This window comes from Streptomyces sp. NPDC050617 (genome assembly GCF_040654795.1).
Taxonomy (GTDB): Bacteria; Actinomycetota; Actinomycetes; order Streptomycetales; family Streptomycetaceae; genus Streptomyces.
On the sequence record NZ_JBFAIS010000002.1, the window covers coordinates 168535 to 190091 of the forward strand.

Below are 21557 nucleotides of genomic sequence, written 5' to 3' on the forward strand. Positions count from 1 at the left end.
TTCACATGCTCTGCACGAGGCGGTGGATGAGCTCGCTCGACTCTACGCTCCCCAGTGCCGCCGCCTCCAACTTGCGGATGATCGCTCGGTACCGGCGGAGTTGCGCTTCCGCATCCAGAAAAGCAGAACCGTGCGGAGTGTCCAGCAGGACCGTGTCCAGCTGCGGAACGAGGCCGCCCGCGTACAGCAGCGGCGCACCGATACCAGCGAATCCATCCACGTCGAACGGGACAACGCGCACGGTCACATGAGGTAGTTCGGACTGTTCCAGGATATGGAGTAGCTGATTGCGAGCGACCTCCCTGTCAGCCGCCCTGATGCGCAGTGCCGCTTCATGGATCACCGCCAAATAGGGAACAGGCAGCCCTTGACGCCGCAGCCGGAACCGTACGCGCATCTCAAGTTCTTCCTCCGACAGTTTTGGCACCGCGGAAGCGAAGATCGCCCGAAGATGTTCGTCGGTCTGCAACAGGCCGGGAATGTAGATGCTCTCGAAGTTCGTCAAGCACACGGCATGATGTTCCAATTCAGCCAGGTCCAGGTAGCCGGAGGGCACCCACCCCCGGTACTCCTCCCACCACCCCCGCCCCCGCTCCGTCGCCATGGCCGCCAGCGCGTCCACGAGCGCGGCGTCGTCGCACGCGTACTGGCTGGCCAGGTGACGTACGCGCTCCGCGCTGACGCCGACCCGTCCCGCCTCCGTCGCGGAAACCTTGGTCTCGGCGATGCCCGCCGCACGAGCGGCCTCCCGTCCGGTCAGACCTGCTCGTTCTCGAAGTTTGCGCAGTTCAGCGCCGAGTCGTTCCTGGCGGGCAGTGACAACGCTTCTCGCCGGCATGTTCCTCTGCTCTCGCGGGAGTTGAAAGTACGAGTATCCCAGTCCGGCTTGACCGGGTTCAACTGGACCCCTACCGTGTGTGACGCAACACACACGCTGCGATTCCGGGAAGTCGGAAGTGCACCGCCCCGTCACGCCACGACGGCCGCGGCCATGCCACCGCACCCATCAACCGCAGTGCACCCCGACACCCCCCTCACACTCGGAGTGCCCGTATGCCTGAAAACAACGATGAAGAGCCGTGGGAGTACACGCTTTACATCCCACACGAAGCGCGCGCGGTCACCATCTGCCGCCGCGCACTACGTCTGATCCTCTCCGCACACGAGCTGTCGCACCTCTCCGAGGTGGCGGAGTTGCTGGCGACGGAGCTGGTCGGCAACGCCGTACGCCACACCAAAGGGCCCGCGGCCCTCGGAGTGCGCTGGGCGGGCGGGGTTCTCCGCATCGGTGCGTGGGACGCGGACCCCACGCCGCCCACTCCCCCGCTGTACACGCCGAGCGATGCCGAGAACGGCCGCGGCCTGGCGCTCGTACGCTCCTGCGCCGACGGCTGGGGCTGGCACGCGCTCAACTCCCCCGGCGACAGCGGCAAGTACGTCTGGTGCGAACTGGCGGCGGCGTGAACGGCACCGCACTCGACGCCGCCATGGCGCAGCGAAGGCTGTGGCCCGGCCGCGCGCCGTGGATTCGGGAGGCCGTGGGCGATGTGCCACGGCACGCGTTCGCGCCCGAGCGGCTGTGGCGATGGGATGGCCACGCGTACGTACCGGTGGACCGGGAAGCCGAAGCCGGGCGGTGGGCGGCGCAGGTGTATGCGGGGCCGGACGACCCCACCGTTACGCAGGTCATCGACGGGCGGGCAACGTCCAGCCTGTCGTGCGTCGCCGTCGTGGTCGACATGTTGGATTCGCTGAAGCTGAAGCCGGGGCAGCGCGTGCTCGAACTGGGTACGGGATCGGGCTGGAACGCCGCGCTGCTGGCGCGGCGTTCCGGGCCGGGGCTCGTAACCGGCGTGGAGACCGACCCCGGGCTCGCCGCACAGGCCCGAACTCGGCTGGCCGCCATAGGACTCTACGTCACGGTCGAGGTCGGCGACGGGGCCGCCGGGTGGCCGGCGGGTGGGCCGTACGACCGGGTGATCTGCACGTACGCGGTCGACGCAGTCCCATGGGCGTGGGTGGAGCAGACGCGGCCCGGCGGGCGGATCGTCACGCCCTGGGGGCGGTTGGGGCACGTGGCGCTGACCGTCGCCAAGGACGGCGCGTCGGCGACCGGCTGGGTGCAGGGGCTGGCGACCTTCATGCCCAGCCGCGGCACCAGCCCGCCGCCCACCTGGCAGCAGGCACGCGGTGCCGGTCCGTCGCCGGAGGCGGAGCGGTTCGCCGTACGGGACCTCGGCCCGCTGCGTGCGGACCCCCACCTGCTGTTCGCGCTGCGGGTGGCCCTGCCGGACGTGCACCTGACTCTCGATACGTGCGGCGGGGAGGGCGACGGCGACCCGGCCGTACGGCTCCACGACACCGGCCGCACCTCCTGGGCCACCCTCCGCCCCTCCCCCGGCGGCAACGGAACAGCGGTGGTCCACCAGTCCGGGCCGCGCCGCCTGGCGGACGAGGTGCTGGCCGCCTGGGACGAGTGGGCGGCCGAGGGCTCGCCCGAGCTGTACGACTTCGGCATGACGGTCACGCGGCACGACCAGTACGTATGGGTCCGCCACCCCGCCACCGGCCGCCGGTCGGCGCCCCGGCGCGGCGCACCTCTTGGACCGACCCCGTCGAGGCGCACTTCGGACCGCTGAAGCAGTTCCCCATCGCCAGCCCCGGAGCCCCGGAGCCCCGAACGGGGCCGGTTCAGGAGGCGGACGGATCGATCTCCCCCGCGAAGACGATGATCTGGTCGATGAGGCTCCGCCGCAGGTGGACGACGTCCGTTCCCGCCAGGCGGGGGCCTCCGTCCGGCGTCGTGAAGACCCACTGGTACCGGGCCCACTCGTCCGGCATGTCCACCGCCGAGCAGCGCACCATCGTGCCGGTCCCCGCGGGGTGGCGCCGGATGTCCAGCACGAACCGCTCGACCGCCTCGATACCCTCACTGCGGCCCAACGGCCCCCAGAAGACCACGTCCGAGGTCAGGGCCTGGGAGAGCAGCGCAGTCACATAGCTGTCGTCCGAGGCGTTGAACGCGGAGATGAACGTGTCGATCGCGGACCGCGCAGTCTCTTCCTGCATATACCAGTAATACCAGTCACCCCGTCACCCAGTCTCCCTACGGACCGCGCTCGTCCCGTGAGCCGTCTCCCGACCTCGGTGAACCATCCCGGTCGCGGCACTACGCGGACGGCGTGTCCGGACGGGGCGTCGTACTCGGCACGGGCGTCGTAGTCGCCGCGGGCGTCGTACTAGTCACGGGCGTCGTACTCGGCACGGGCGGCGTCGATGCGGGGCAGGTGCGCGATGCTCCACTCCAGCAGGGGTGCGGTGGCCTGGCGGAGGGTCGTGCCCATCGGGGTGAGTTCGTAACTGACGTGCGGCGGCATGACGTTGCGGACGGTCCGCGTGAGGATTCCGTCGCGTTCCAGGCCGCGCAGGGTGACGGTGAGCATGCGCTGGCTGATGCCGTCGATGGCCCGCTTGAGCTCGGTGAAGCGGAGCGGCCCCTGGCTGAGGTTGCGTACGACCAGCAGCGACCACTTGTCGCCGACGATGTCGAGCACCTCGCGGGTCCGGCACGGGTCCTCGCACTGGACCGGCTCGGAGTCGCTACGGGCTGTACTCATGGTCACCTCCAGGGAACCGGGGCACCGAAATGTGCCTTATTGATCTCGGCGCGACGGCGGCCCACGATGACAGTGGTTCTCAAAGAGTACCGAGGCACGAAGAGGAACCACCAGATCGCCGCGTTCCCGCGCCTCAGCGCCCCCCCCAAGAGGAAGATGAGACCCGCCATGACTACTTTTCTGCTGATACACGGCGCTTGGCACAGCGGCCGCGCCTGGGACCGGGTCGTCCCGCTGCTGGAGTCGGCCGGGCATCGCGTCTTCGCGCCTTCGCTGACCGGTTACGGCGACACAACGCACCTGCTCAGCCCCGAGGTGGGACTCGAAACGCACGTCGAGGACGTGGTCGGGCTGATCCGCGAGGAGGACCTGACCGATGTCGTCCTCGTGGGGCACAGCTACGCGGGGCTCGTTATCTCGTCCGTGGTCAACGACGTCCCCGAGCGGATCGCGCACCTGGTGTATCTGGACGCGATGGTCCCGGAGCACGGCGAGGCCGGCGTCGACGTCCAGCCCATCACCCAGAAGCTGATCGACCAGGCCGCGGAGTCCGGCAACGGCTGGCGCATCCCCCCGCTGCCCGAGATGCCGCCGCCCACCGGCCTGTTCGGGGTCACCGACCCGGCGGACGTCGCGTGGTTGCGCACGCTGCTCTCCGACCAGCCGGTGGGCTGCCTTCAGCAGCCGGTCCGGCTGGACAACCCGGCTGCGGCGTCGGTTCCGCGCACGCACATCCACTGCGTCGGAGGCGCGGTACCGGAAGGCATCACGCGGCGGCCCGTACCCCCGATACAGCCCAACGGCTCCCCGGCACGGGTGTGGACACTGCCGACCGGGCACGACTGCATGATCACCATGCCGGCGGAGCTGACCGAACTGCTGCTCAAGACCGCCCGCTGACAGCGCGCCGGGGGGGTGGGAACAGGCTCGTCGCCCGCGCGGCCTTTTCTGGCCGACGGAGCGAGGTGACGGAACGGGGTGGCGGTACGGGATGACGGAACGGGGGGGGGACGATTGTCAGCGCTCGCGTGCGGTCGAGCCGGTCCAGCTGGCCAGAAGGTCGAGTGCCTGACGTTCGGGTGAGTCGGGCTCGGGCGAGTAGATGGTGAGACAGAGCCCGGGGTCAGCGGGCAGATGGAGGGCTTCGTAGGGCAGGGCCAGGTTCCCGAGGAGCGGGTGGTGGAGTTGCTTCACGCCGGAGCGGTGGAACTTCACGTCGTGCCTGGCCCAGCGCTGGGCGAACTCGTCGCTCTTGGTGGAGAGCTCTCCGATCAGGTCCGTCAGGCCCTTGTCGCGCGGCGAGCGGCCGGTCTCGGTGCGCAGGAGGGCGACTGAGTCGTTGGCTGCTTTCTCCCACTCGGGCCAGAAATCGGCGGAACCGGGATCGAGGAACAGGAACCGCGCGGTGTTGACCGGACCACGCTGCGCGAACAACGGGGAATCGTAGACCGGGGCGTACAGGGCCTGGCCGAGAGAGTTGGCGGCGAGGATGTCGAACCGCCCGTTGCGGATGTACGCCGGCAGGCCGGTCATCGCGTCGAGCATCCTCAGGACCACCGGTCGGATTCGCGCAGTCGCAGCGGGCGGCCGACGCCCGGATGCCGTGAGCGGCCGACGCCCGGACGCAGTGGCCGCGCGGGCCAGGTCGTAGAGGTAGGCCCGCTCGGCATCGTCGAGCTGAAGCGCGTGGGACAAGGAGTCCAGCACCGAGTCCGAAGCGCCGCTCAAATTCCCGCGTTCGAGGCGGATGTAGTAGTCGATGCTCACCCCGGCCAGCAGCGCCACCTCCTCCCGGCGCAACCCGGTCACTCGTCGTTTGACGCCGAAGACGGGCAGTCCTGCCTGCTGGGGCGTAATGCGGGCGCGACGGGTACTGAGGAACTTCCGCACCGCGTCGGCCTGCTCATGTCTCTCGCTGTCGGTCACATCTCCACCGTAGGTCGTGCGGGCGGTGTGCTGGGAGGTACTGCCATTACCTGGAAGAGCAGTTACTCCCACCCGCGCACGAATACGGATTTCATGGCAGGGGGCGGCAAGGCAGAGAGACCCTGCACAGCTTCCCTCAATCACGACACCAACGCCTCAGTGCATCAATGCATCAACGCACCAACACATTAGGGAACTCAAAATGACGATAAGGCGAGTAGCCACCGGCCATGACGCGGAGGGCAAGGCTGTTTTCGCCAGCGACATGGAAATTGAGCACGACGGGGGCGGTGGCCCTATTTACCAGATTTGGGGCGGCGACTACAAAGGCGTGCACTTCCCCGACGCCGGTTCGGAGCCTGTCTGTGAAGACGAGTACTTCCCGAGGACGGGCGGGTTTCGTTATGTAATGATCACGCTGGCGCCGAATGGCGCAGACCCGTTGCCACTGCCGGAGCCGGCGCCGGGGACATTCACCCCGCGGCGGCAAATGCGTCACGGCTTCGACGGTGATTTCCCCGAAGGCGGCGGGATGCACAAGACGGCCAGCGTCGACCTCATGGTGGTCCTGTCCGGAGAGCTCACCCTCGAACTCGACGACGGCGTCAGCAAGACCCTGAAGGCAGGCGACACGATCATCCAGAACGGGACGAAGCACCGGTGGATCAATAATGGTGACGTGCCGGCGGTCTTCGCGGCCGTTATTGTCGGCGTCGACCACGACGACTTCGCCCAGTAATTCAGAACTGGTCGCTGGAGTGTCGCGGACCGGACACTCCAGCAACGGCCCGTGGAGCGACGGACCCGACCGGACCCGACGCGGCCGCCCCCGGCGCCCCCGACCGCCCGCGTTCTACTTGAGCGCCAGCCAGGCCACCGCCGCCACGATCACCACCGCGACGATCACCCCCACGATCACTCCGACGCGCGGGCCGGAGGAGGAGGGAGGGGTCACAGCGGCCGCGGGAGCGGCCGCTCGGCGCTGGGGCTCTTCGTCGACGAAGGCGCGGAACATCTGGGTGCTGCCGGCCGGGTCGTAGTTGCCCTGGCCCTCGGGGCCCTGCTGCTGGGGGTTAGCCATAGGGCAGGACACTAGCGAAGATGTGTGCGCCTCGACACCTCGGGGCTGCCCATGGGTGCCCCATCACCCCTGCCCCCAGAGGGTGTTCGCCCCGCCTTCTGCCCCTATATCCATCTCCGTACCCACCCTCACCACCCGCCCCCACCTGCGGTTTTACGAGGTTCGCACCGCACCTTGGGGTACTGCCTACGCGTCCTTTCCCACTCCTTTACCCCAGCGGGGCCGATTTCGTTTGCCTTCAGCAACCAAATGATTCTATGGTTGCCCTAAGCAACTGATCGTTCGGAGGTGGTGCCCGTGGCCGCTCAAGAGCAGTACGAGGAGCTGGCACGGCAACTCGGCACCGTCGACGCGATCAAGCGAGACCTGGGCCGGATGCTCCCGCTGAACTGCTCACCCGCCTCGGCCGTCCTGCTCTCCCTGCTCAACCGGTACGGCGAGATGCGGATGAGCAAGCTGGCCGAGCTGCTCGCGATCGACATGTCGGTGACCAGCCGGCACGTCGCGTACGTCGCCGAGCGCGGCTGGATCGAACGGCACCCCGACCCGCTGGACAAGCGGTCGCGGCTGCTGCGCATCAGCCCCAGCGGCGCCGAGCTGCTGAACCAGGTGTCCACCCTCTACACCGAGACGCTCGCCGCGTGCCTCAAGGACTGGTCCGACGACGACGTCGGCAGCCTCATCGACTTGCTGACGCGGCTGCGCGAGGCGTTCGGCGACTGCCGGGCGCGCGCACCGCACCCCCACGGCGCGGATTCCACTGCCCGTACACCTGCTTAGCGACGCGTGACAACGCGTAGCGACGCGTAAAGAACCGAAGGAACCACATGGCTTCGACCACACCAGCCGGTGTGCGGGGCGGCCACGCCAAGCACGGAGGCGGCCACCAGCCGGCCCCCGGCTCCGACGCAGAGCCCATGACCCACCGGCAGATCATGGAGGCGCTGTCCGGGCTGCTGCTCGGCATGTTCGTCGCGATCCTGTCGTCGACGATCGTCTCCAACGCGCTGCCCCGGATCATCCACGATCTGAACGGCAGCCAGTCCTCGTACACCTGGGTCGTCACGGCCTCGCTGCTCGCGATGACCGCGACCACCCCGCTCTGGGGCAAGCTCTCGGACCTCTTCAGCAAGAAGCTGCTGGTCCAGATAGCCCTGGTGATCTACGTCGGCGGCTCGGTGGTGGCCGGGCTCTCGCAGAACGCCGGCATGCTGATCGCCTGTCGCGTGGTCCAGGGCATCGGCGTCGGCGGCCTCTCCGCCCTCGCCCAGATCGTGATGGCCGCGATGATCTCCCCGCGCGAGCGCGGCCGCTACAGCGGCTACCTCGGCGCGACCTTCGCCGTCGCCACCGTCGGCGGCCCGCTGCTCGGCGGCGTCATCACCGACACCAGCTGGCTCGGCTGGCGCTGGTGCTTCTACGTCGGCGTGCCGTTCGCGATCATCGCGCTGATCGTTCTCCAGAAGACCCTGAAGCTCCCGGTCCTCAAGCGGGACGTCAAGGTCGACTGGTTCGGCGCGTTCTTCGTCGCCGCCTCCGTCACGCTGCTGCTGGTCTGGGTGACCCTGGCCGGCAAGAACTACGACTGGGTCTCCTGGCAGACCTTCGTCATGGTCGGCGGCGCGATCGTGCTCGCCCTGATCTTCGTCTACGTCGAGTCGAAGGCGAAGGAGCCGATCATCCCGTTGCGGCTGTTCCGCAACAAGACGATCACCCTCGCCTCCCTCGCGTCGCTGTTCGTCGGCATCTCGATGTTCACCGGCACGGTCTTCTTCTCCCAGTACTTCCAGCTGGCGCGCGGCAAGACCCCCACGATGTCCGGCGTCATGACCATCCCGATGATCGCGGGCCTGTTCATCGCCTCCACCGTCTCCGGCCAGGTGATCACCAAGACCGGCCGGTGGAAGTACTGGCTGGTCTCCGGCGGCGTGCTGCTCACCGCGGGCCTCGGCCTGCTCGGCACCATGCGGTACGACACCCCGTACTGGCACCTGGCCATCTACATGGCGCTCATGGGCCTCGGCATCGGCATGATGATGCAGAACCTGGTCCTCGCCACGCAGAACCAGGTCGCCCCGCAGGACCTCGGCTCCGCCAGCTCCGTCGTCACCTTCTTCCGCTCCCTCGGCGGCGCGGTCGGCGTCTCGGCGCTCGGCGCGGTGCTCGGCACCCGGGTCACCCACTACGTCCAGGAGGGCGTCGCGGACCTCGGTCCCAAGGGCGCGGCCCTGGGCCACGGCGGCACCGGCGGCGGGGGCATACCCGACCTGTCCCAGCTGCCCGCGCCCTTCCGCACCATCATGGAGAGCGCGTACGGGCACGGCGTCGGCGACGTCTTCCTCTACGCGGCGCCGTGCGCGCTGCTCGCCTTCGTCCTCACCCTGTTCATCAAGGAGGTCGCGCTGCGCAGCAAGTCCGGCACCGAGCGCGCGCTCTCCGGTGACGACTCGGCGCCGGCGACGGCCCCCGCCGCGGTCGCGGCGGCGAGCTCCGCCGACTCCTTCGAGAGCACCGCCGAGCTGGAGCCCGCCCTCGTCGGCGCGCCGAGCACGGCCGACGGCGACCAGGCACTGGCCCCGGCCATGGCCCCCGCCCCCTCCCCCGAGCCGCAGCACCTCGCGGCGTTCGCCTCCACCGGCGACGGCCCGCCCCCCGGCTCCACCGCGATCCGCGGGTTCGTGAAGAACGCCGACGGCCAGCCCGTCGCCCGTTCCGCGGTCACGCTGATCTCGCTGAACGGCAGCCAGCTGGGCCGCGCCGTGGCCCAGGGCGACGGCTCGTACACCCTGTACGCGCCGGGCTCCGGCTCGTACGTCCTGATCGCGGCGGCCGACGGCCACCAGCCGCAGGCGTCCACCGTCGTCGTCGGCGACGAGCCGCTCGGCTACGACATCCTGCTCTCCGGCACCAGCGGCCTCGCGGGCCTCGTCCGCGCCGCCGTGACCGGCGCGCCGGTGGACGCGGCGATGGTCGTCGTCACCGACGTGCGGGGCGAGGTGCTCGCCACCGGCAAGACCGGGCCGCAGGGCGACTTCACCTTCGACGAGCTGGCCCCCGGCACGTTCACCATCGCCGTGAACGCGCCCGGCCACCGGCCCGCCGCCCTCCCCGTCGAGGTCGGCCACCAGGGCGTCACCCGCATGGAGATCGAGCTCCAAGCCGGCGCCCGCGTGCAGGGCACCGTACGGGCCGGGGCCGACCGGCGCCCGATGCGGGACGCGCGGGTCACGCTGGTCGACGCGGCCGGCAACGTGGTCGCCACCGCCACCACCGGCGAGGACGGCGCGTACGCCTTCACCGACCTGGACGCGGGCGACTACACCGTCATCGCGAGCGGCTACCCGCCGGTCGCGGGGGCGCTGAACGTCGCCGGGCACGGCGTCGACGGGTACGACGTCGAGCTCGCCCACCCCGGCGACTGACGGCGCCGCGCAAGACCCCGGGGGCCGGGGCGCGGTTCGAGCGGAGACGCGCCCCGGCCCCCGGACGGGACCGGCACGGACGGTCCCAAGAACCCCGGCGGCGGCCGGCCGACAGGCAGGGGACGGCCTGCGGCCGCCGCCGGGATTCCACAGCAGACCGACGGCGTCCGGTGCCGCGGGCCCCATGGCCCCACGGCACATCCCACGTCACACCCCACGACATCCCCCCACACGTCCCCACACGTACGACGAGCGAGAAATCGGGAGCGGGAACGGCAATGACCACCACTGGGGCAGGACTGCGGGCGCGCGTGCGCACCCGCGACGGCTGGGCGGTGCAGCACGCGGTGCTCACCATGACCGACATGCAGGGCGCGCAGGTGCTGCGCGCCCAGGCCGACGACGACGGCGCGGTCCACTCGGACCAGCCGCTGCCGCCCGGCCCGTACACGGTCATCGCGACCGCCGTCGGCTACGCCCCGGCCGCCTCGACCGCCATCGTCACCGCCTCGGGGCGCGCCGACGTCGGCACCGTGGTCCTCGCCCGGCTGGGCGGCGTGGAGCTGCCGCCGCCCGGGGCGTGGACGATCGACCCGATGCACTCCTCGGTGGGCGCGGTCGCGCAGCACCTGGGGATCTCCAGCGTGCGCGGGCGGTTCACGGAGTTCGCGGGGCGCATCGAGATCGCCGAGAATGTCGCGGACACCGCCAAGTCGGCCGTGGAGGCCGTCATCCGGGCCGACTCCATCGACACCGGCAACGCCATGCGGGACGGCCATCTGAAGTCCGCCGACTTCCTGAACGTGGAGGCGTATCCGGAGATCACCTACCGCTCCACGGGGCTGGAGCCGGCCGGCGCCGACCGCTGGACGGTCCACGGCGAACTGGCCCTGCACGGCGTGGTGCGGCCCGTGGACCTCGATCTCACCTACCTCGGCACCGGCCCGGACCCGTGGGGCGGCACCCGCGCCGCGTTCCGCGCCACCGCCGAACTGCGCCGCGAGGACTTCGCGATGAACTACAACCAGGTCGTCGCGGCGGGCATCGCGGCGATCGGCACCACGCTGCGGGTCGAGCTGGACATCCAGGCGGTGCAGGGGACGGAGCTGCCGGGGCTGTAGGACCGGTGGTAACAGGGAAGGGGCGTACGGACTTCCGTACGCCCCTTCCCATTCCCGCGTCCTACGACCCCGCGTCCTGCCCGCTCCTGCGCAGCGCGCGGTCCCGCAGCACCTCGATGCCCGCGATGGCGCAGTCCAGCGCCACTTCGAAGTCGCGGGCGCGCATGGCCTCGACGTCGGTGCCGGGGCGGGAGTCCATGAGCCGCTTGGACTCCTCGAACTCCGACCGCCCGTCGACGACGGCCATCACCTCGGCGAAGTACTCGTCCTGGGTCAGCCCCGCCTCGCGGCAGCGGGCGGCGAAGCGGCCCTCGATGGTGCCGTAGCCGTAGACGAACTGGTAGACGAGGGCCAGGACGCCGGGGATCTCCTCCACCGGAAGCCCGCTGCTGATCGCGACGCGCTGCGCGGCGGTGGCGAACTTCATCGCGTGCGGGCCGATGTTGAGGTACTCGCCGATCAGCCGGGAGACCCAGGGGTGGCGCACGAGCATGTCGCGGTTGGTGGCGGCGAGCTGGCGCAGCTGTTCGCGCCAGTCGGCGTCCGTGTCCTCCGGGGGCAGCACCAGTTCGGCGGCGGCGGCGTCGACGGCGAACTCCAGGAGGTCGTCCTTGGTGTCGACGTACCAGTAGACGGACATGGCGGTGACGCCCAGCTCCGCCGCCAGCCGCCGCATCGAGAACTTCGTCAGGCCCTCGGCGTCGAGCAGCCGGACGGTGGCGGCGACGATCCGGTCGTGGTCGAGCCCGGCGGTCTGCTCGGCGGCGGCGCCGGCCGGTCCGGAGTGTTCCGCCCGGCGTTTGGGAGCGGGCCGTTCGTTCAGCCACACACTGGCCCGGATGGTGCGGGTGCGGCCGCTCGCCATGGCGCGCTCTCCTTCTGCGATGCGCTGGTGGTACGTATCCGATGCTAAGGCCCGGACCGGACGAAGCCGCCCGCGCGGTCCGGGCCCGGCGACACTCGCCGCCGCCGTCCGGCCGGGCCCGGCGGCGCTCAGCCGCCGACCGGTACGCCCTCCTCCGCTTCCTGCTCCGGCGGCGCCGCGTCGGCGCGCTCGGCCCGGCGCAGCAGCAGCGCGGCCAGCACGCCGCCGACGAGCACGGCGGCGGCGCCCGCCAACTGGCTTGTCTGGACGCCGGTTGAGAAGGCGTCGGACACGGCGGAGCGGTCCGCGCCCGTACGGGCGGCGGCGAGCGCGGCGGGCAGCGAGCCCGCCCCGGCGGCGACGGCGGGCACCAGCGCGGCGAACCGGGAGTTGAGGACCGCGCCCAGCACGGCTACGCCCAAACCATTGCCGAACTCGGTCAAGGTGCCGTTGACGCCCGCGCCGACGCCCGCCTTCTCCGGCGGGATGGCGGACATGATCGCGTTGGCCATGGCGGGCATCGCGAGCGCGATCCCCGCGCCCATCAGGACCAGGCCGAGCAGCATCCCGCCGTAGCCGTGCGCGCCGAGGACGGCGACGGCGGCGAGGCCGCCGGCCAGCAGGCCCATGCCGCCGACGATGGTCAGCGGCGTGCCGAGCCGGGGCAGCAGCCGCGCGCCGACCCCGGTGAGGTTGAGGGCGACGATGACGATCGCGAGCGGCGTCATGCGCAGCCCGGTCTCCAACGGGCTGTAGCCGAGCACGAATTGCAGGTGCTGGGTGAGCAGGAAGAACGAGCCGCCCATGCCGAAGGCGACCAGGATGCCGCCCGCCACGGCCCCGACGAAGCGGCGGTTGCGGAAGAAGTGCATGTCCAGCATGGGGTGCGGGGCGCGGCGCTCCCAGAGCACGAAGACGCCGAGGCCGACGACGCCGATGAGGGCGGAGAGCAGCACGGACGACGAGGTCCAGCCGTCCACGGGACCGGAGATGATCGCGTAGACGACGCCGGTCATGCCGATGGTGGAGAGCAGGGCGCCGAGCAGGTCGGGCCGGTCGCCCGCCGGGTTCTTCGACTCGGGTACGAGCTTGAGGACCGCGATCAGTCCGAGGAGCGCGACGGGGATGTTGACCAGGAAGATCGAGCCCCACCAGAAGTGGTCGAGCAGCGCGCCGCCGATCAGCGGCCCGGCGGCGAAACCGAGCGAGCTGACGGCGCCCCACAGGCCGATGGCCTTGGTGCGCTCGGCGTCGTCGAAGACCTGGACGATGACGGCGAGGGTGGTGGTCATCAGCAGCGCGCCGCCGACGCCCATGCCCGCGCGGGCGGCGATCAGCTCGCCGGTGGTCTGCGAGAGGGCGGCGGCCAACGAGCCGACGCCGAACAGGGCGAGCCCGGCGGCCAGCAGCTTCTTGCGTCCGTAGCGGTCGGCGGCGCTGCCCGCGGTGAGCAGCAGCCCGGACTGCACGAGCGAGTACGCGTTGATCATCCACTGGATGTCGGAGGTCGCGGCGCCCATCTCGGTGGTGAGGGAGGGGATGGCGACGTTGAGGACGGTGTTGTCCAGGAGGACCGTGAGCTGGGCTAGACAGATGACGCCGAGAATCAGCCACCTCTGGGGGTGGCCCGACCCGGCGGATGGCCGGATGGCGGCAGGCGCGGACAACTGAGCTCCTTGTACGGCGTATGACTGGGATTCGATTTACACCGTACAACAGCGATTCATACGCCGTACAAGTGATTTTTTACGGGCACGGGGCGACCGGCATTCCGCTTACCGTGGAAACGGCCGCCCCACCCGGCTTTCCCGCCGGCCACCGTGCTTCTACTTCTCCTTCGCAGCCGACGGCCGTGCTTCTACTTCTCCTTCACCGCCGGCCGCCGCCCTTCTACTTCTCCTTCGCCCCCTGCCCGGAAGCCCCCTGCCCGGAAGCCTTCTGCCCGGAAGCCTTCTGCCCGGAAGCCTTCTGCCCGGAAGCCCCCTGCCCGGACCCCTTCTGGGACTTCGGCTTCGTCAGGTCGTAGAGCGTGCTCTTGCCCGCCTTGACCTTCTCGAAATTCGCCTTCACCCAGGAAGTGATCGCGGGGCCGTAGCCCTCCTGCCGCTGGCCGCCCAGCCGCTCCGCCTCGGCGAAGTAATGGATCTTCCCCTGCCGGACGGCTTCCTTGAACGCCTCCAGCGTCGGCGACGGATCGCTGCCGTTGAACCCGCCGATCGACATCACCGGCTTTCCGCTGGCGAGCTGATAACTCGCCGCGTTCTGCGAGCCGACCGTGGCCAGCGCCCAGGTGTAGTCGTCGGCGTCCGCCTTCACCGCGGCCTTCGCCTTGGGGTCGATGTCCTGGCCGTCGAGCAGCCCGCCCACGCCCACGAGCACGGGCCCCTTGCCGCGCCGCTCGCCGCCGGCCCCGCCGCCCTGCGGACCTCCCTGCGCACCTCCCTGCGGCCCGCCCTGCGAGCCCCCTTGCTGCCCGGCCTGCTGCCCGCCGGGGGCCTTCTTGGGCTTCTGGCCGGCGCCGAAGAAGACACCGCCGGTGCCCTTCTTGCCGCGGATCACCATCCCCATCCCCGGCATCCCGGAGGCCGGACCCGCCGTCACGATCGACCCGCCGTGCGGGGTGCCGACCGTGTTGAACACGTACGCGACGGGCCCGCCCAGCGACGCGGCGATGCCCGCGCCCGCCGCCCACCACGCCAGCCGCCGCCCGAGCCGCGCCACGAGCAGCAGCGCGAGCGCCGCCGCCACGCCGCCGATCAGCACGGACCAGCGCAGCCACGGCAGCCAGTGCGCGGTACGCCCGAGGAGCACGTACGACCAGCCGGCCGTCACCGCCGCCGTCACGCTGAGCACCACCGCGGCGGCCCGGCTCGAACGCCGCCGCCACAGCACCACCGTGCCCATCGCGACGAGCGCGCCGATATACGGGGCCAGGGCGACGTTGTAGTACTGGTGGAAGATCCCCGACATGAAGCTGAACGTCAGGAACGTCATCACCAGCGCCCCGCCCCAGGCGAGGAACGCCGCCCGCTGCCCGGAGGGCAGGGCCGTGCCCTTGCGCCGCCCGCGCCAGGCCAGCCACACCCCGGCGACCAGCAGGATGAACGCCGCGGGCAGCAGCCAGGCGATCTGACCGCCCATGTCGGACCCGAAGAGCCGGTCGAAGCCCGTCAGGCCCCAGCCGCCGCCACCGCCGCCCCTGCCGCCGCCCACACTCCCGGACTCGTCCCCGGTGATGCGGCCGAAGCCGTTGTAGCCGAAGGTCAGCCCGAGGAAGCTATTGTCCTGCGAGCCGCCGATGTACGGGCGCGAGGACTTCGGCCACAGTTCGACGATCGCCACCCACCAGCCCGCCGAGACCAGCATCGCCAGCCCCGCCCACAGGAGTTGGGCCAGCCGCGTGCGCATCCGGACCGGCGCGCACAGCGCGTACAGCAGGGCCAGCGGCGGCACGATCAGCCACGCCTGGAGCGTCTTCGTCAGGAAGCCCAGCCCGAAGCAGACCCCGGCCAGCACCAGCCACCTCGTACGGCCGTCGTCCAGCCCCCGCAGCACGCAGTACACCGCGCAGACCATCAGCAGGCACAGCAGCGCGTCGGGGTTGTTGAAGCGGAACATCAGCACCGCTACGGGCGTGAGCGCGCAGATCGCACCGGCCAGCAGCCCGGCCGCCGGCCCGAAGTGCCGCTTCACGGCTGCGTACAGCACGCCCACGGTCGCGACGCCCATCAGCGCCTCGGGCACCAGCACCGACCAGGAGCTGAGCCCGAAGAGCCGTACGGACAGAGCCATCGGCCACAGCGCGCCCGGCGGCTTGTCCACGGTGATGGAGTTCGCCGCGTCGGACGAGCCGAAGAACATCGCCTTCCAGCTCTCGCTCGCCGCCTGCACGGCGGCCGAGTAGAACTGGTTGGCGTAGCCGGACGCCCCCAGGTCCCAGACGTAGAGCACGGCGGTCACGGCCAGCAGCGCCAGCAGACCGGGCCGCGCCCAGGCCGGGTCCTCCAGGCTGCCGCGCCAGACGCGGCCCGGCAGCCCGCGCAGCCGGGCGTACGGACCGGAGTCCGGCCCGTCCGCCGCCGGTACGGGGCCGGGGCGGCCGGTACGTCCGTGGCGCGGCTCGCCCGGCAGGCGCGTCGGCGGCATGGGGGCGTCGGGGTGGTGGGTGGTCATCGGGTGCTCCTCGGGCTCGTGCTCGGGGCGTAGTCGCGGCCGAAGCGGTTACCGCCGCCCGCGGAAACGCCGTTCGCGGGCACGCCGTTCGTGGCCGGCCCGCCCGTAGGCCCGACGCTCGTAGGCCCGCCGCGCGCACGCACGCCGCCCGCGGACGCGCCGCCCGCAGGCGTTCCGCGCACCGCCGCCGCTGACGGCCCGTCAACGATTGCGCCACCCTCACGCCCCGCCGGGAAGACCCAGGCGCGGAACAGCAGGAAGCGCAGCACCGTGGCCGCGAGGTTGGCGGCGACCAGGACCGCCAGTTCGGCGCCGTGCGAGGGGCCGCCCGCGCCGGAACCGCCCGCCGCCGCCTCCAGGGCCGCCAGCGAACCGCTCGTCAGGGCGAGCCCGATGCCGAAGACGACGAGGCCCTGCGCCTGGTGGCGCACGGCCCGTTCCCGGCCGCGCACGCCGAAGGTCAGCCGCCGGTTGGCGGCCGTATTGGCGAGGGCGGAGACCAGCAGGGCCAGCCCATTGGCGACCTGCGCGCCGACGCCGAGCCGGAAGAGCGAGTACAGCCCCAGGTAGAACAGGGTGCTCAGCACGCCCACCACGCAGAACCCGACGAGCTGCCGCGCCAGCCCGCCCGGCACGCCGCTCAGCTCGCGGTCGCGCGGGTCCGTGCCGAACGGGCGGCTGAGCCGGTCCAGCGGCAGCGCCCCGGTGGCCAGCGCCCGCCCGACCCGCCACACGCCCTTGAGGTCCTCCGTGGCCGTACGGACGATGCGCACCGTGCTGTTCGGGTCGTCCACCCAGTCCACGGGCACCTCGTGGATGCGCAGCCCCGCGCGCTCCGCCAGCACCAGGAGTTCCGTGTCGAAGAACCAGCCGGAGTCCTCGACCATCGGCAGCAGCCGGTCCGCGACATCCTTGCGGATCGCCTTGAACCCGCACTGCGCGTCCGAGAACCGGGCGGCCAGGCTGGAGCGCAGGATCAGGTTGTACGCGCGCGAGATGAACTCCCGCTTCGGGCCCCGCACCACCCGCGAACTGCGCGCGAGCCGGGAGCCGATCGCGAGGTCCGAGTGGCCGGAGATCAGCGGCGCCACCAGCGGCAGCAGCGCGTTCAGGTCGGTGGAGAGGTCCACGTCCATATAGGCGAGGACCGGGGCGTCGGAGTGCGACCAGACCGTGCGCAGCGCCCGCCCCCGGCCCTTGCGCTCCAGCCGGACGGCGGTGACCTCCTCCAGCGCGTCGTCGAGCCGGGCCGACACCTCGGGGGTGCGGTCGGTGCTCGCGTTGTCCGCGATGGTGATCCGGAAGCCGTACGGGAAGGTCGCCGAGAGGTGGTCGTGGAGCCTGCGCACACAGGGTTCGAGATCGGTCTCCTCGTTGTAGACGGGGATCACGACATCGAGCACGGTCGCCGTGAGCCCGAGGAGCAGATGCTCCCGGGCCGGCAACGCGTCGATCGGGGGATGAGTCATATTGCGACTCTCGACAAGCCCCCTGTATCAGGGGTGTGTTCAGCCTGTGGAACGACTGTGAGCGGAGGCGCTCTCCTTCACCGACCCGCCCTCTTCGGCCACGCCGCCGTCTCCCGCCGGACCGCCGTCTTCCACCGTCCCGGCCCCCTCGGCCGGACCGCCGTCTTCCGCCGACCCGCCCTCCTCGGCCGGCCCGCCCTCTCCCACCGGCCCGCTCCGCTCGCCGCTCCCGGCGGCGGCCGGCAGATGCACGGCGAAGACCGTACGCCCGGGAACGCTGTCCATCGTCACCCGCCCGCCGTGCGCCTCCACCACCGCCTGCACGATGGCGAGGCCCAGCCCGGTGCTCCCGGCGTTCCGGGAGCGCGAGGCGTCGCCGCGCGCGAACCGCTCGAAGACGTGCGGGCGCAGCTCCGCCGGAATCCCCGGCCCGTCGTCCTCGACGGACAGCACGAGCCGCTGACCGCGCCGCTCGACGCGGGCGGTGACCGTGGTGCCGGGGGGCGTATGCGTACGGGCGTTGGCGAACAGGTTCACCAGCACCTGGTGCAACCGGGCGGACTCGCCCTGGAGCAGCGCGGGCCGGTCGGGCAGTTCGAGCACCCAGGCGTGGTCCGGTCCGGCCGCCCGCGCGTCGCTCACGGCGTCGACCACGAGCGGAGAGAGGTCGAGCTCCGTGCGCGAGAGCGGGCGGCCGGCGTCCAGGCGCGCGAGCAGCAGCAGGTCCTCGACGAGACCGGACATCCGGTGCGCCTCGGACTCGATGCGGCCCAGCGCGTGCCGCGTGTCGGGGCCGGTCTCCTCCCGTCCCCTGCGCGTGAGTTCGGCGTAACCGCGGATGGAGGCGAGCGGAGTACGCAGTTCATGGCTGGCGTCCGCCACGAACTGTCTGACCCGCGTCTCGCTCTCCTGCCGCGCGGCGAGCGCCGAACCGACGTGCCCCAGCATACGGTTGAGCGCCGCGCCCACCTGACCCACCTCCGTGTGCGGGTCGGCCTCCGCCGCCGGTACGCGCTCGTGCAGAGCCACCTCACCGCTGTGCAGGGGGGTTTCGGAGACGCGGGTGGCGGTGGCGGCCACCCGGCGCAGCGGGCGCAGGGCGATCCGTACGATCGCGGTGCCGGCGAGGGCGGCGGCGACGAGCCCGGCGGCGGTGACGCAGATCTCGGCGACGATGAGGGTGCTGAGCGTGTCGCGGGCCTCACGCGTCGGGATGCCGACGAGGTACGTGCCGTTGACGCCGCTGGCGGACTTCACGCGGTACTCGCCCTGCCCGGGGATGTCGGCGGTGTGCGGCCGCCCGTCCCAGCTGATCGAGGTGAGCGCGCCGATCTGCGCGGCGGTGAGCGCTTTGCGCCCGACGGGCGGCGCGGTGCGCTTGGCGGACCTCTGCTGCACGCTGATGGCGGACTCGACGACGGAGCCGCTGTTGTCGAGGACCGCGCCTATGGTGCCGAGCGGCTGGCCGCCGCTGGAGACGAAGCGCAGCGAGTCGTCGGTGATCAGTACGGGCATCCGCGGATCGCGGGGCGGCCCGGCGGCCCGCCCCGCGACCTCGGCGAGGCGGGCGTCCAACTGGTCGTACAGGGAGGTGCGCAGCGCGATGGTGGTGACGGTGGCGATGACCGCGCAGACGACGGCGACCAGGGCGACGGCGGAGACGACGAGCCGCGTGCGCAGCGACCAGGTGCGGTGGGGGGACCGGGTGCGGCGGGCCGCCCCGGGTCCGGCGCGGCGTGGCAGCCGGAGCTTCACGGGCGCACGGCCTCAGCGGGCCTCGGCGGCGGGCTTGATGAGATAGCCCGCGCCCCGCCGCGTGTGGATCATCGGCTCCCGGCCGGCGTCGATCTTCCGGCGGAGGTAGGAGATGTACAGCTCGACGACGTTGGCCTGGCCGCCGAAGTCGTACGACCAGACCCGGTCGAGGATCTGCGGCTTGCTGAGCACCCGGCGCGGGTTGCGCATCAGGAACCGCAGCAGCTCGAACTCGGTCGCGGTCAGATGGATCTCCCGCCCGCCGCGCGCCACTTCGTGGCTGTCCTCGTCGAGCACCAGGTCGCCGACGGCCAGCACGGAGTCGCTGCGCTGGGCGGCGGCGCCGGAGCGGCGCAGCAGGCCGCGCAGCCGCGCGACGACCTCCTCCAGGCTGAACGGCTTGGTGACGTAGTCGTCGCCGCCCGCCGTGAGCCCCGCGATCCGGTCCTCGACCGAGTCCTTGGCGGTCAGGAACAGCACGGGCACCTCGGGCCGCTCGCGCCGCAGCCGCCCCAGCACCGAGAGCCCGTCCATGTCGGGCAGCATCATGTCGAGCACCACGGCGTCCGGCCGGAAGTCGCAGGCCGTACGGACGGCCCCGGCGCCGTCCGCGGCGGTGCGCACGTCCCAGCCCTCGTAGCGCAGCGCCATCGACAGCAGGTCGGAGAGCGCGCTCTCGTCGTCGACGACGAGCACCCGTACGGGGCTTCCGTCGTTTCGCAGCAGCTCGGTACGCCCCTTGGGCGAGGTCGCGGTCATGCTTCCGATCTTGGGGCGGCGGTCTGAGAGACCCCTTTCACCTGTCTGTGAATCGCCTGAGAATCCGCCGGGGCCCGTGCGGCGGGCGGGCCGGGAAATAATCGGGATCGCTCGCCCGGTTCCCCTGCCATGACTTCCACCACGCCCACCACAGCGACGGAATCCATCACCGGCCTCGGCCGGATCGGCGTCTGGAGCGCCGCGCTGCACTCCGAGGACCCGGACCGGCGCCGGGAGATCGCCGAGGCCGCGGCGGAGCTGGACGGTCTCGGCTACGGCACGATCTGGGTCGGCGGCAGCCCCTCCCCCGACGACATCGCCGCCGTGCTGGCGGCCACGTCCCGCGCCACGGTCGGCAGCAGCATCCTGAGCATCTGGCAGCACGAGGCCGCGGACGTGGCGGCCCGGCACGCGGAGCTCGGCGCGGCCCACGGCGACCGCTTCGTACTCGGCCTCGGGGTCAGCCACGCGGAGTTCGGCGACCGCGAGAACCGCCCGTTCGCCGGCCGCCCGTACTCCGCGATGGCCGCCTACCTCGACGCGCTCGACGCCGCGCCCCGGCCCGTACCGGCCGCCCGCCGCGCGCTGGCCGCCCTCGGCCCGAAGATGCTGCGGCTCGCCCGCGACCGCTCGCTCGGCGCGCTGCCCTACCTGACCACCGTCGAACAGGTCACCGAAGCCCGTACGGCCCTGGGCCCCGACGCCCTGCTCGCCCCCGAGCTCAAGGTCGTCCTCGACCCCGACATCGAACGCGCCCGCGCCACCGCCCGCGGCTACCTCACCGGCTACCTCGGCCTGGTCAACTACACCAACAACTTCCGCCGACTCGGTTTCGGCGACGACGACTTCACCGGCGGCGGCAGCGACCGCCTCCTCGACGCCGTCTTCGCCCTCGGCGACGCCCCGGCCATCCGCGACCGCGTGGACGCCTTCCTCGCCGCGGGCGCGAACCACCTGGCGATCCAGGTGGTGACCGAAGACACCCGAGGCGCCCTCCCCCGCCCGGAATGGCGAGCCCTGGCGGAAACCCTCCTGTAGGCCGCGGTCACGGCGTCCCCGCACCCCGGCGGCGGCTCGCACACGCAGGCGCAACTGCGCGAGACGCCTGTGGCACCCTGTCGCCCTGAGAAACGCCAAGGGCCCGGCACTGATAAGTGCCGGGCCCTTGGCCTTCAAGTAGCGGGGACAGGATTTGAACCTGCGACCTCTGGGTTATGAGCCCAGCGAGCTACCGAGCTGCTCCACCCCGCGTCGGTGAAATGAACACTACGCGATGATCGCGGCAGAGGGAAATCAAAGCTCCGCGCAGAGCGTTGAGGCGTCCAGGAACAGCAAGATCAGCACAATCGGCACGACCGCCACGACCGCC

The 21557-nt window shown here is 71.5% G+C and carries 19 protein-coding genes and 1 tRNA gene; 8 read left to right on the forward strand and 12 right to left on the reverse strand.

Translation table 11 applies throughout. The features are described from left to right. Nucleotide 1: 1 nt before the first annotated feature. Nucleotides 2–838: a helix-turn-helix transcriptional regulator gene (locus tag AB0I49_RS03305; RefSeq protein WP_363225101.1), complete on the reverse strand. Its 837-nt coding sequence runs from the start codon at nt 836–838 to the stop codon at nt 2–4. A gap of 215 nt (nt 839–1053) precedes the next feature. Between AB0I49_RS03305 and AB0I49_RS03310 the strand changes: the two genes are divergently transcribed. Then, on the forward strand, nt 1054–1464 hold the full coding sequence (locus AB0I49_RS03310; protein WP_363225102.1) for an ATP-binding protein: 411 nt from the start codon (nt 1054–1056) through the stop codon (nt 1462–1464). Beyond that, nucleotides 1461–2639, forward strand: a complete 1179-nt coding sequence (locus AB0I49_RS03315; protein ID WP_363225103.1) for a methyltransferase domain-containing protein — start codon at nt 1461–1463, stop codon at nt 2637–2639. Before AB0I49_RS03310 ends, AB0I49_RS03315 begins: the two co-directional genes overlap by 4 nt. Nucleotides 2640–2691: 52 nt before the next feature. Here the strand turns inward: AB0I49_RS03315 and AB0I49_RS03320 are convergent, their stop codons facing one another. After that, complete coding sequence (locus tag AB0I49_RS03320) at nt 2692–3069, reverse strand: nuclear transport factor 2 family protein (protein ID WP_363225105.1); 378 nt, start codon at nt 3067–3069, stop codon at nt 2692–2694. A gap of 170 nt (nt 3070–3239) precedes the next feature. Next, on the reverse strand, nt 3240–3617 hold the full coding sequence (locus AB0I49_RS03325; RefSeq protein WP_363225107.1) for a helix-turn-helix domain-containing protein: 378 nt from the start codon (nt 3615–3617) through the stop codon (nt 3240–3242). A 168-nt stretch (nt 3618–3785) separates the two neighbouring features. Here AB0I49_RS03325 and AB0I49_RS03330 point away from each other — a divergent pair, with 168 nt between their 5' ends. Further along, nucleotides 3786–4517 carry an alpha/beta fold hydrolase gene (locus tag AB0I49_RS03330; RefSeq protein ID WP_363225108.1) on the forward strand — a complete coding sequence of 244 codons (732 nt, stop codon included), beginning with the start codon at nt 3786–3788 and terminating at the stop codon, nt 4515–4517. Nucleotides 4518–4634: 117 nt separating this feature from the next. Here AB0I49_RS03330 and AB0I49_RS03335 read toward each other — a convergent pair whose 3' ends face one another. Continuing rightward, nucleotides 4635–5543 (reverse strand): helix-turn-helix transcriptional regulator, encoded by a 909-nt coding sequence (locus tag AB0I49_RS03335; RefSeq protein ID WP_363225109.1) that lies wholly within the window; start codon nt 5541–5543, stop codon nt 4635–4637. A 202-nt stretch (nt 5544–5745) separates the two neighbouring features. Here AB0I49_RS03335 and AB0I49_RS03340 point away from each other — a divergent pair, with 202 nt between their 5' ends. Continuing rightward, nucleotides 5746–6282 carry a cupin domain-containing protein gene (locus tag AB0I49_RS03340; RefSeq protein ID WP_363225110.1) on the forward strand — a complete coding sequence of 179 codons (537 nt, stop codon included), beginning with the start codon at nt 5746–5748 and terminating at the stop codon, nt 6280–6282. Between the two features lie 114 nt (nt 6283–6396). Here AB0I49_RS03340 and AB0I49_RS03345 read toward each other — a convergent pair whose 3' ends face one another. Beyond that, on the reverse strand, nt 6397–6624 hold the full coding sequence (locus AB0I49_RS03345; protein ID WP_363225111.1) for a hypothetical protein: 228 nt from the start codon (nt 6622–6624) through the stop codon (nt 6397–6399). 297 nt (nt 6625–6921) lie between these two features. Between AB0I49_RS03345 and AB0I49_RS03350 the strand changes: the two genes are divergently transcribed. The 3 genes from AB0I49_RS03350 to AB0I49_RS03360 all read left to right on the forward strand — a co-directional run bounded on the left by AB0I49_RS03350 (nt 6922) and on the right by AB0I49_RS03360 (nt 11167). Continuing rightward, a complete protein-coding gene (locus AB0I49_RS03350) occupies nt 6922–7404 on the forward strand; it encodes a MarR family transcriptional regulator (protein WP_363225112.1) in 483 nt (160 codons plus the stop codon). A 47-nt stretch (nt 7405–7451) separates the two neighbouring features. After that, on the forward strand, nt 7452–10046 hold the full coding sequence (locus AB0I49_RS03355; protein WP_363225113.1) for an MFS transporter: 2595 nt from the start codon (nt 7452–7454) through the stop codon (nt 10044–10046). A 278-nt stretch (nt 10047–10324) separates the two neighbouring features. Then, a complete protein-coding gene (locus tag AB0I49_RS03360; RefSeq protein WP_363225114.1) occupies nt 10325–11167 on the forward strand; it encodes a YceI family protein in 843 nt (280 codons plus the stop codon). 61 nt (nt 11168–11228) lie between these two features. On the opposite strand, the gene AB0I49_RS03365 is transcribed toward AB0I49_RS03360, so the two are convergent. The 6 genes from AB0I49_RS03365 to AB0I49_RS03390 all read right to left on the reverse strand — a co-directional run bounded on the left by AB0I49_RS03365 (nt 11229) and on the right by AB0I49_RS03390 (nt 20188). Next, nucleotides 11229–12032: a TetR/AcrR family transcriptional regulator gene (locus AB0I49_RS03365; RefSeq protein ID WP_363225115.1), complete on the reverse strand. Its 804-nt coding sequence runs from the start codon at nt 12030–12032 to the stop codon at nt 11229–11231. A gap of 128 nt (nt 12033–12160) precedes the next feature. Further along, nucleotides 12161–13699, reverse strand: coding sequence for an MFS transporter (locus tag AB0I49_RS03370; RefSeq protein WP_363225116.1), 1539 nt, complete (start codon nt 13697–13699; stop codon nt 12161–12163). A 223-nt stretch (nt 13700–13922) separates the two neighbouring features. Then, on the reverse strand, nt 13923–16205 hold the full coding sequence (locus AB0I49_RS03375; RefSeq protein ID WP_363225117.1) for a glycosyltransferase family 39 protein: 2283 nt from the start codon (nt 16203–16205) through the stop codon (nt 13923–13925). Next, a complete protein-coding gene (locus AB0I49_RS03380; RefSeq protein WP_363225118.1) occupies nt 16202–17674 on the reverse strand; it encodes a bifunctional glycosyltransferase family 2/GtrA family protein in 1473 nt (490 codons plus the stop codon). Before AB0I49_RS03380 ends, AB0I49_RS03375 begins: the two co-directional genes overlap by 4 nt. Nucleotides 17675–17713: 39 nt before the next feature. Beyond that, on the reverse strand, nt 17714–19417 hold the full coding sequence (locus AB0I49_RS03385; RefSeq protein ID WP_363225431.1) for a HAMP domain-containing sensor histidine kinase: 1704 nt from the start codon (nt 19415–19417) through the stop codon (nt 17714–17716). A 24-nt stretch (nt 19418–19441) separates the two neighbouring features. Beyond that, nucleotides 19442–20188, reverse strand: coding sequence for a response regulator transcription factor (locus tag AB0I49_RS03390; protein WP_363225119.1), 747 nt, complete (start codon nt 20186–20188; stop codon nt 19442–19444). 129 nt (nt 20189–20317) lie between these two features. Here AB0I49_RS03390 and AB0I49_RS03395 point away from each other — a divergent pair, with 129 nt between their 5' ends. Continuing rightward, on the forward strand, nt 20318–21226 hold the full coding sequence (locus AB0I49_RS03395; protein WP_363225120.1) for a TIGR03620 family F420-dependent LLM class oxidoreductase: 909 nt from the start codon (nt 20318–20320) through the stop codon (nt 21224–21226). A gap of 139 nt (nt 21227–21365) precedes the next feature. On the opposite strand, the gene AB0I49_RS03400 is transcribed toward AB0I49_RS03395, so the two are convergent. Next, a tRNA-Met gene (locus AB0I49_RS03400) sits at nt 21366–21439 on the reverse strand. Between the last annotated feature and the right edge of the window lie 118 nt (nt 21440–21557).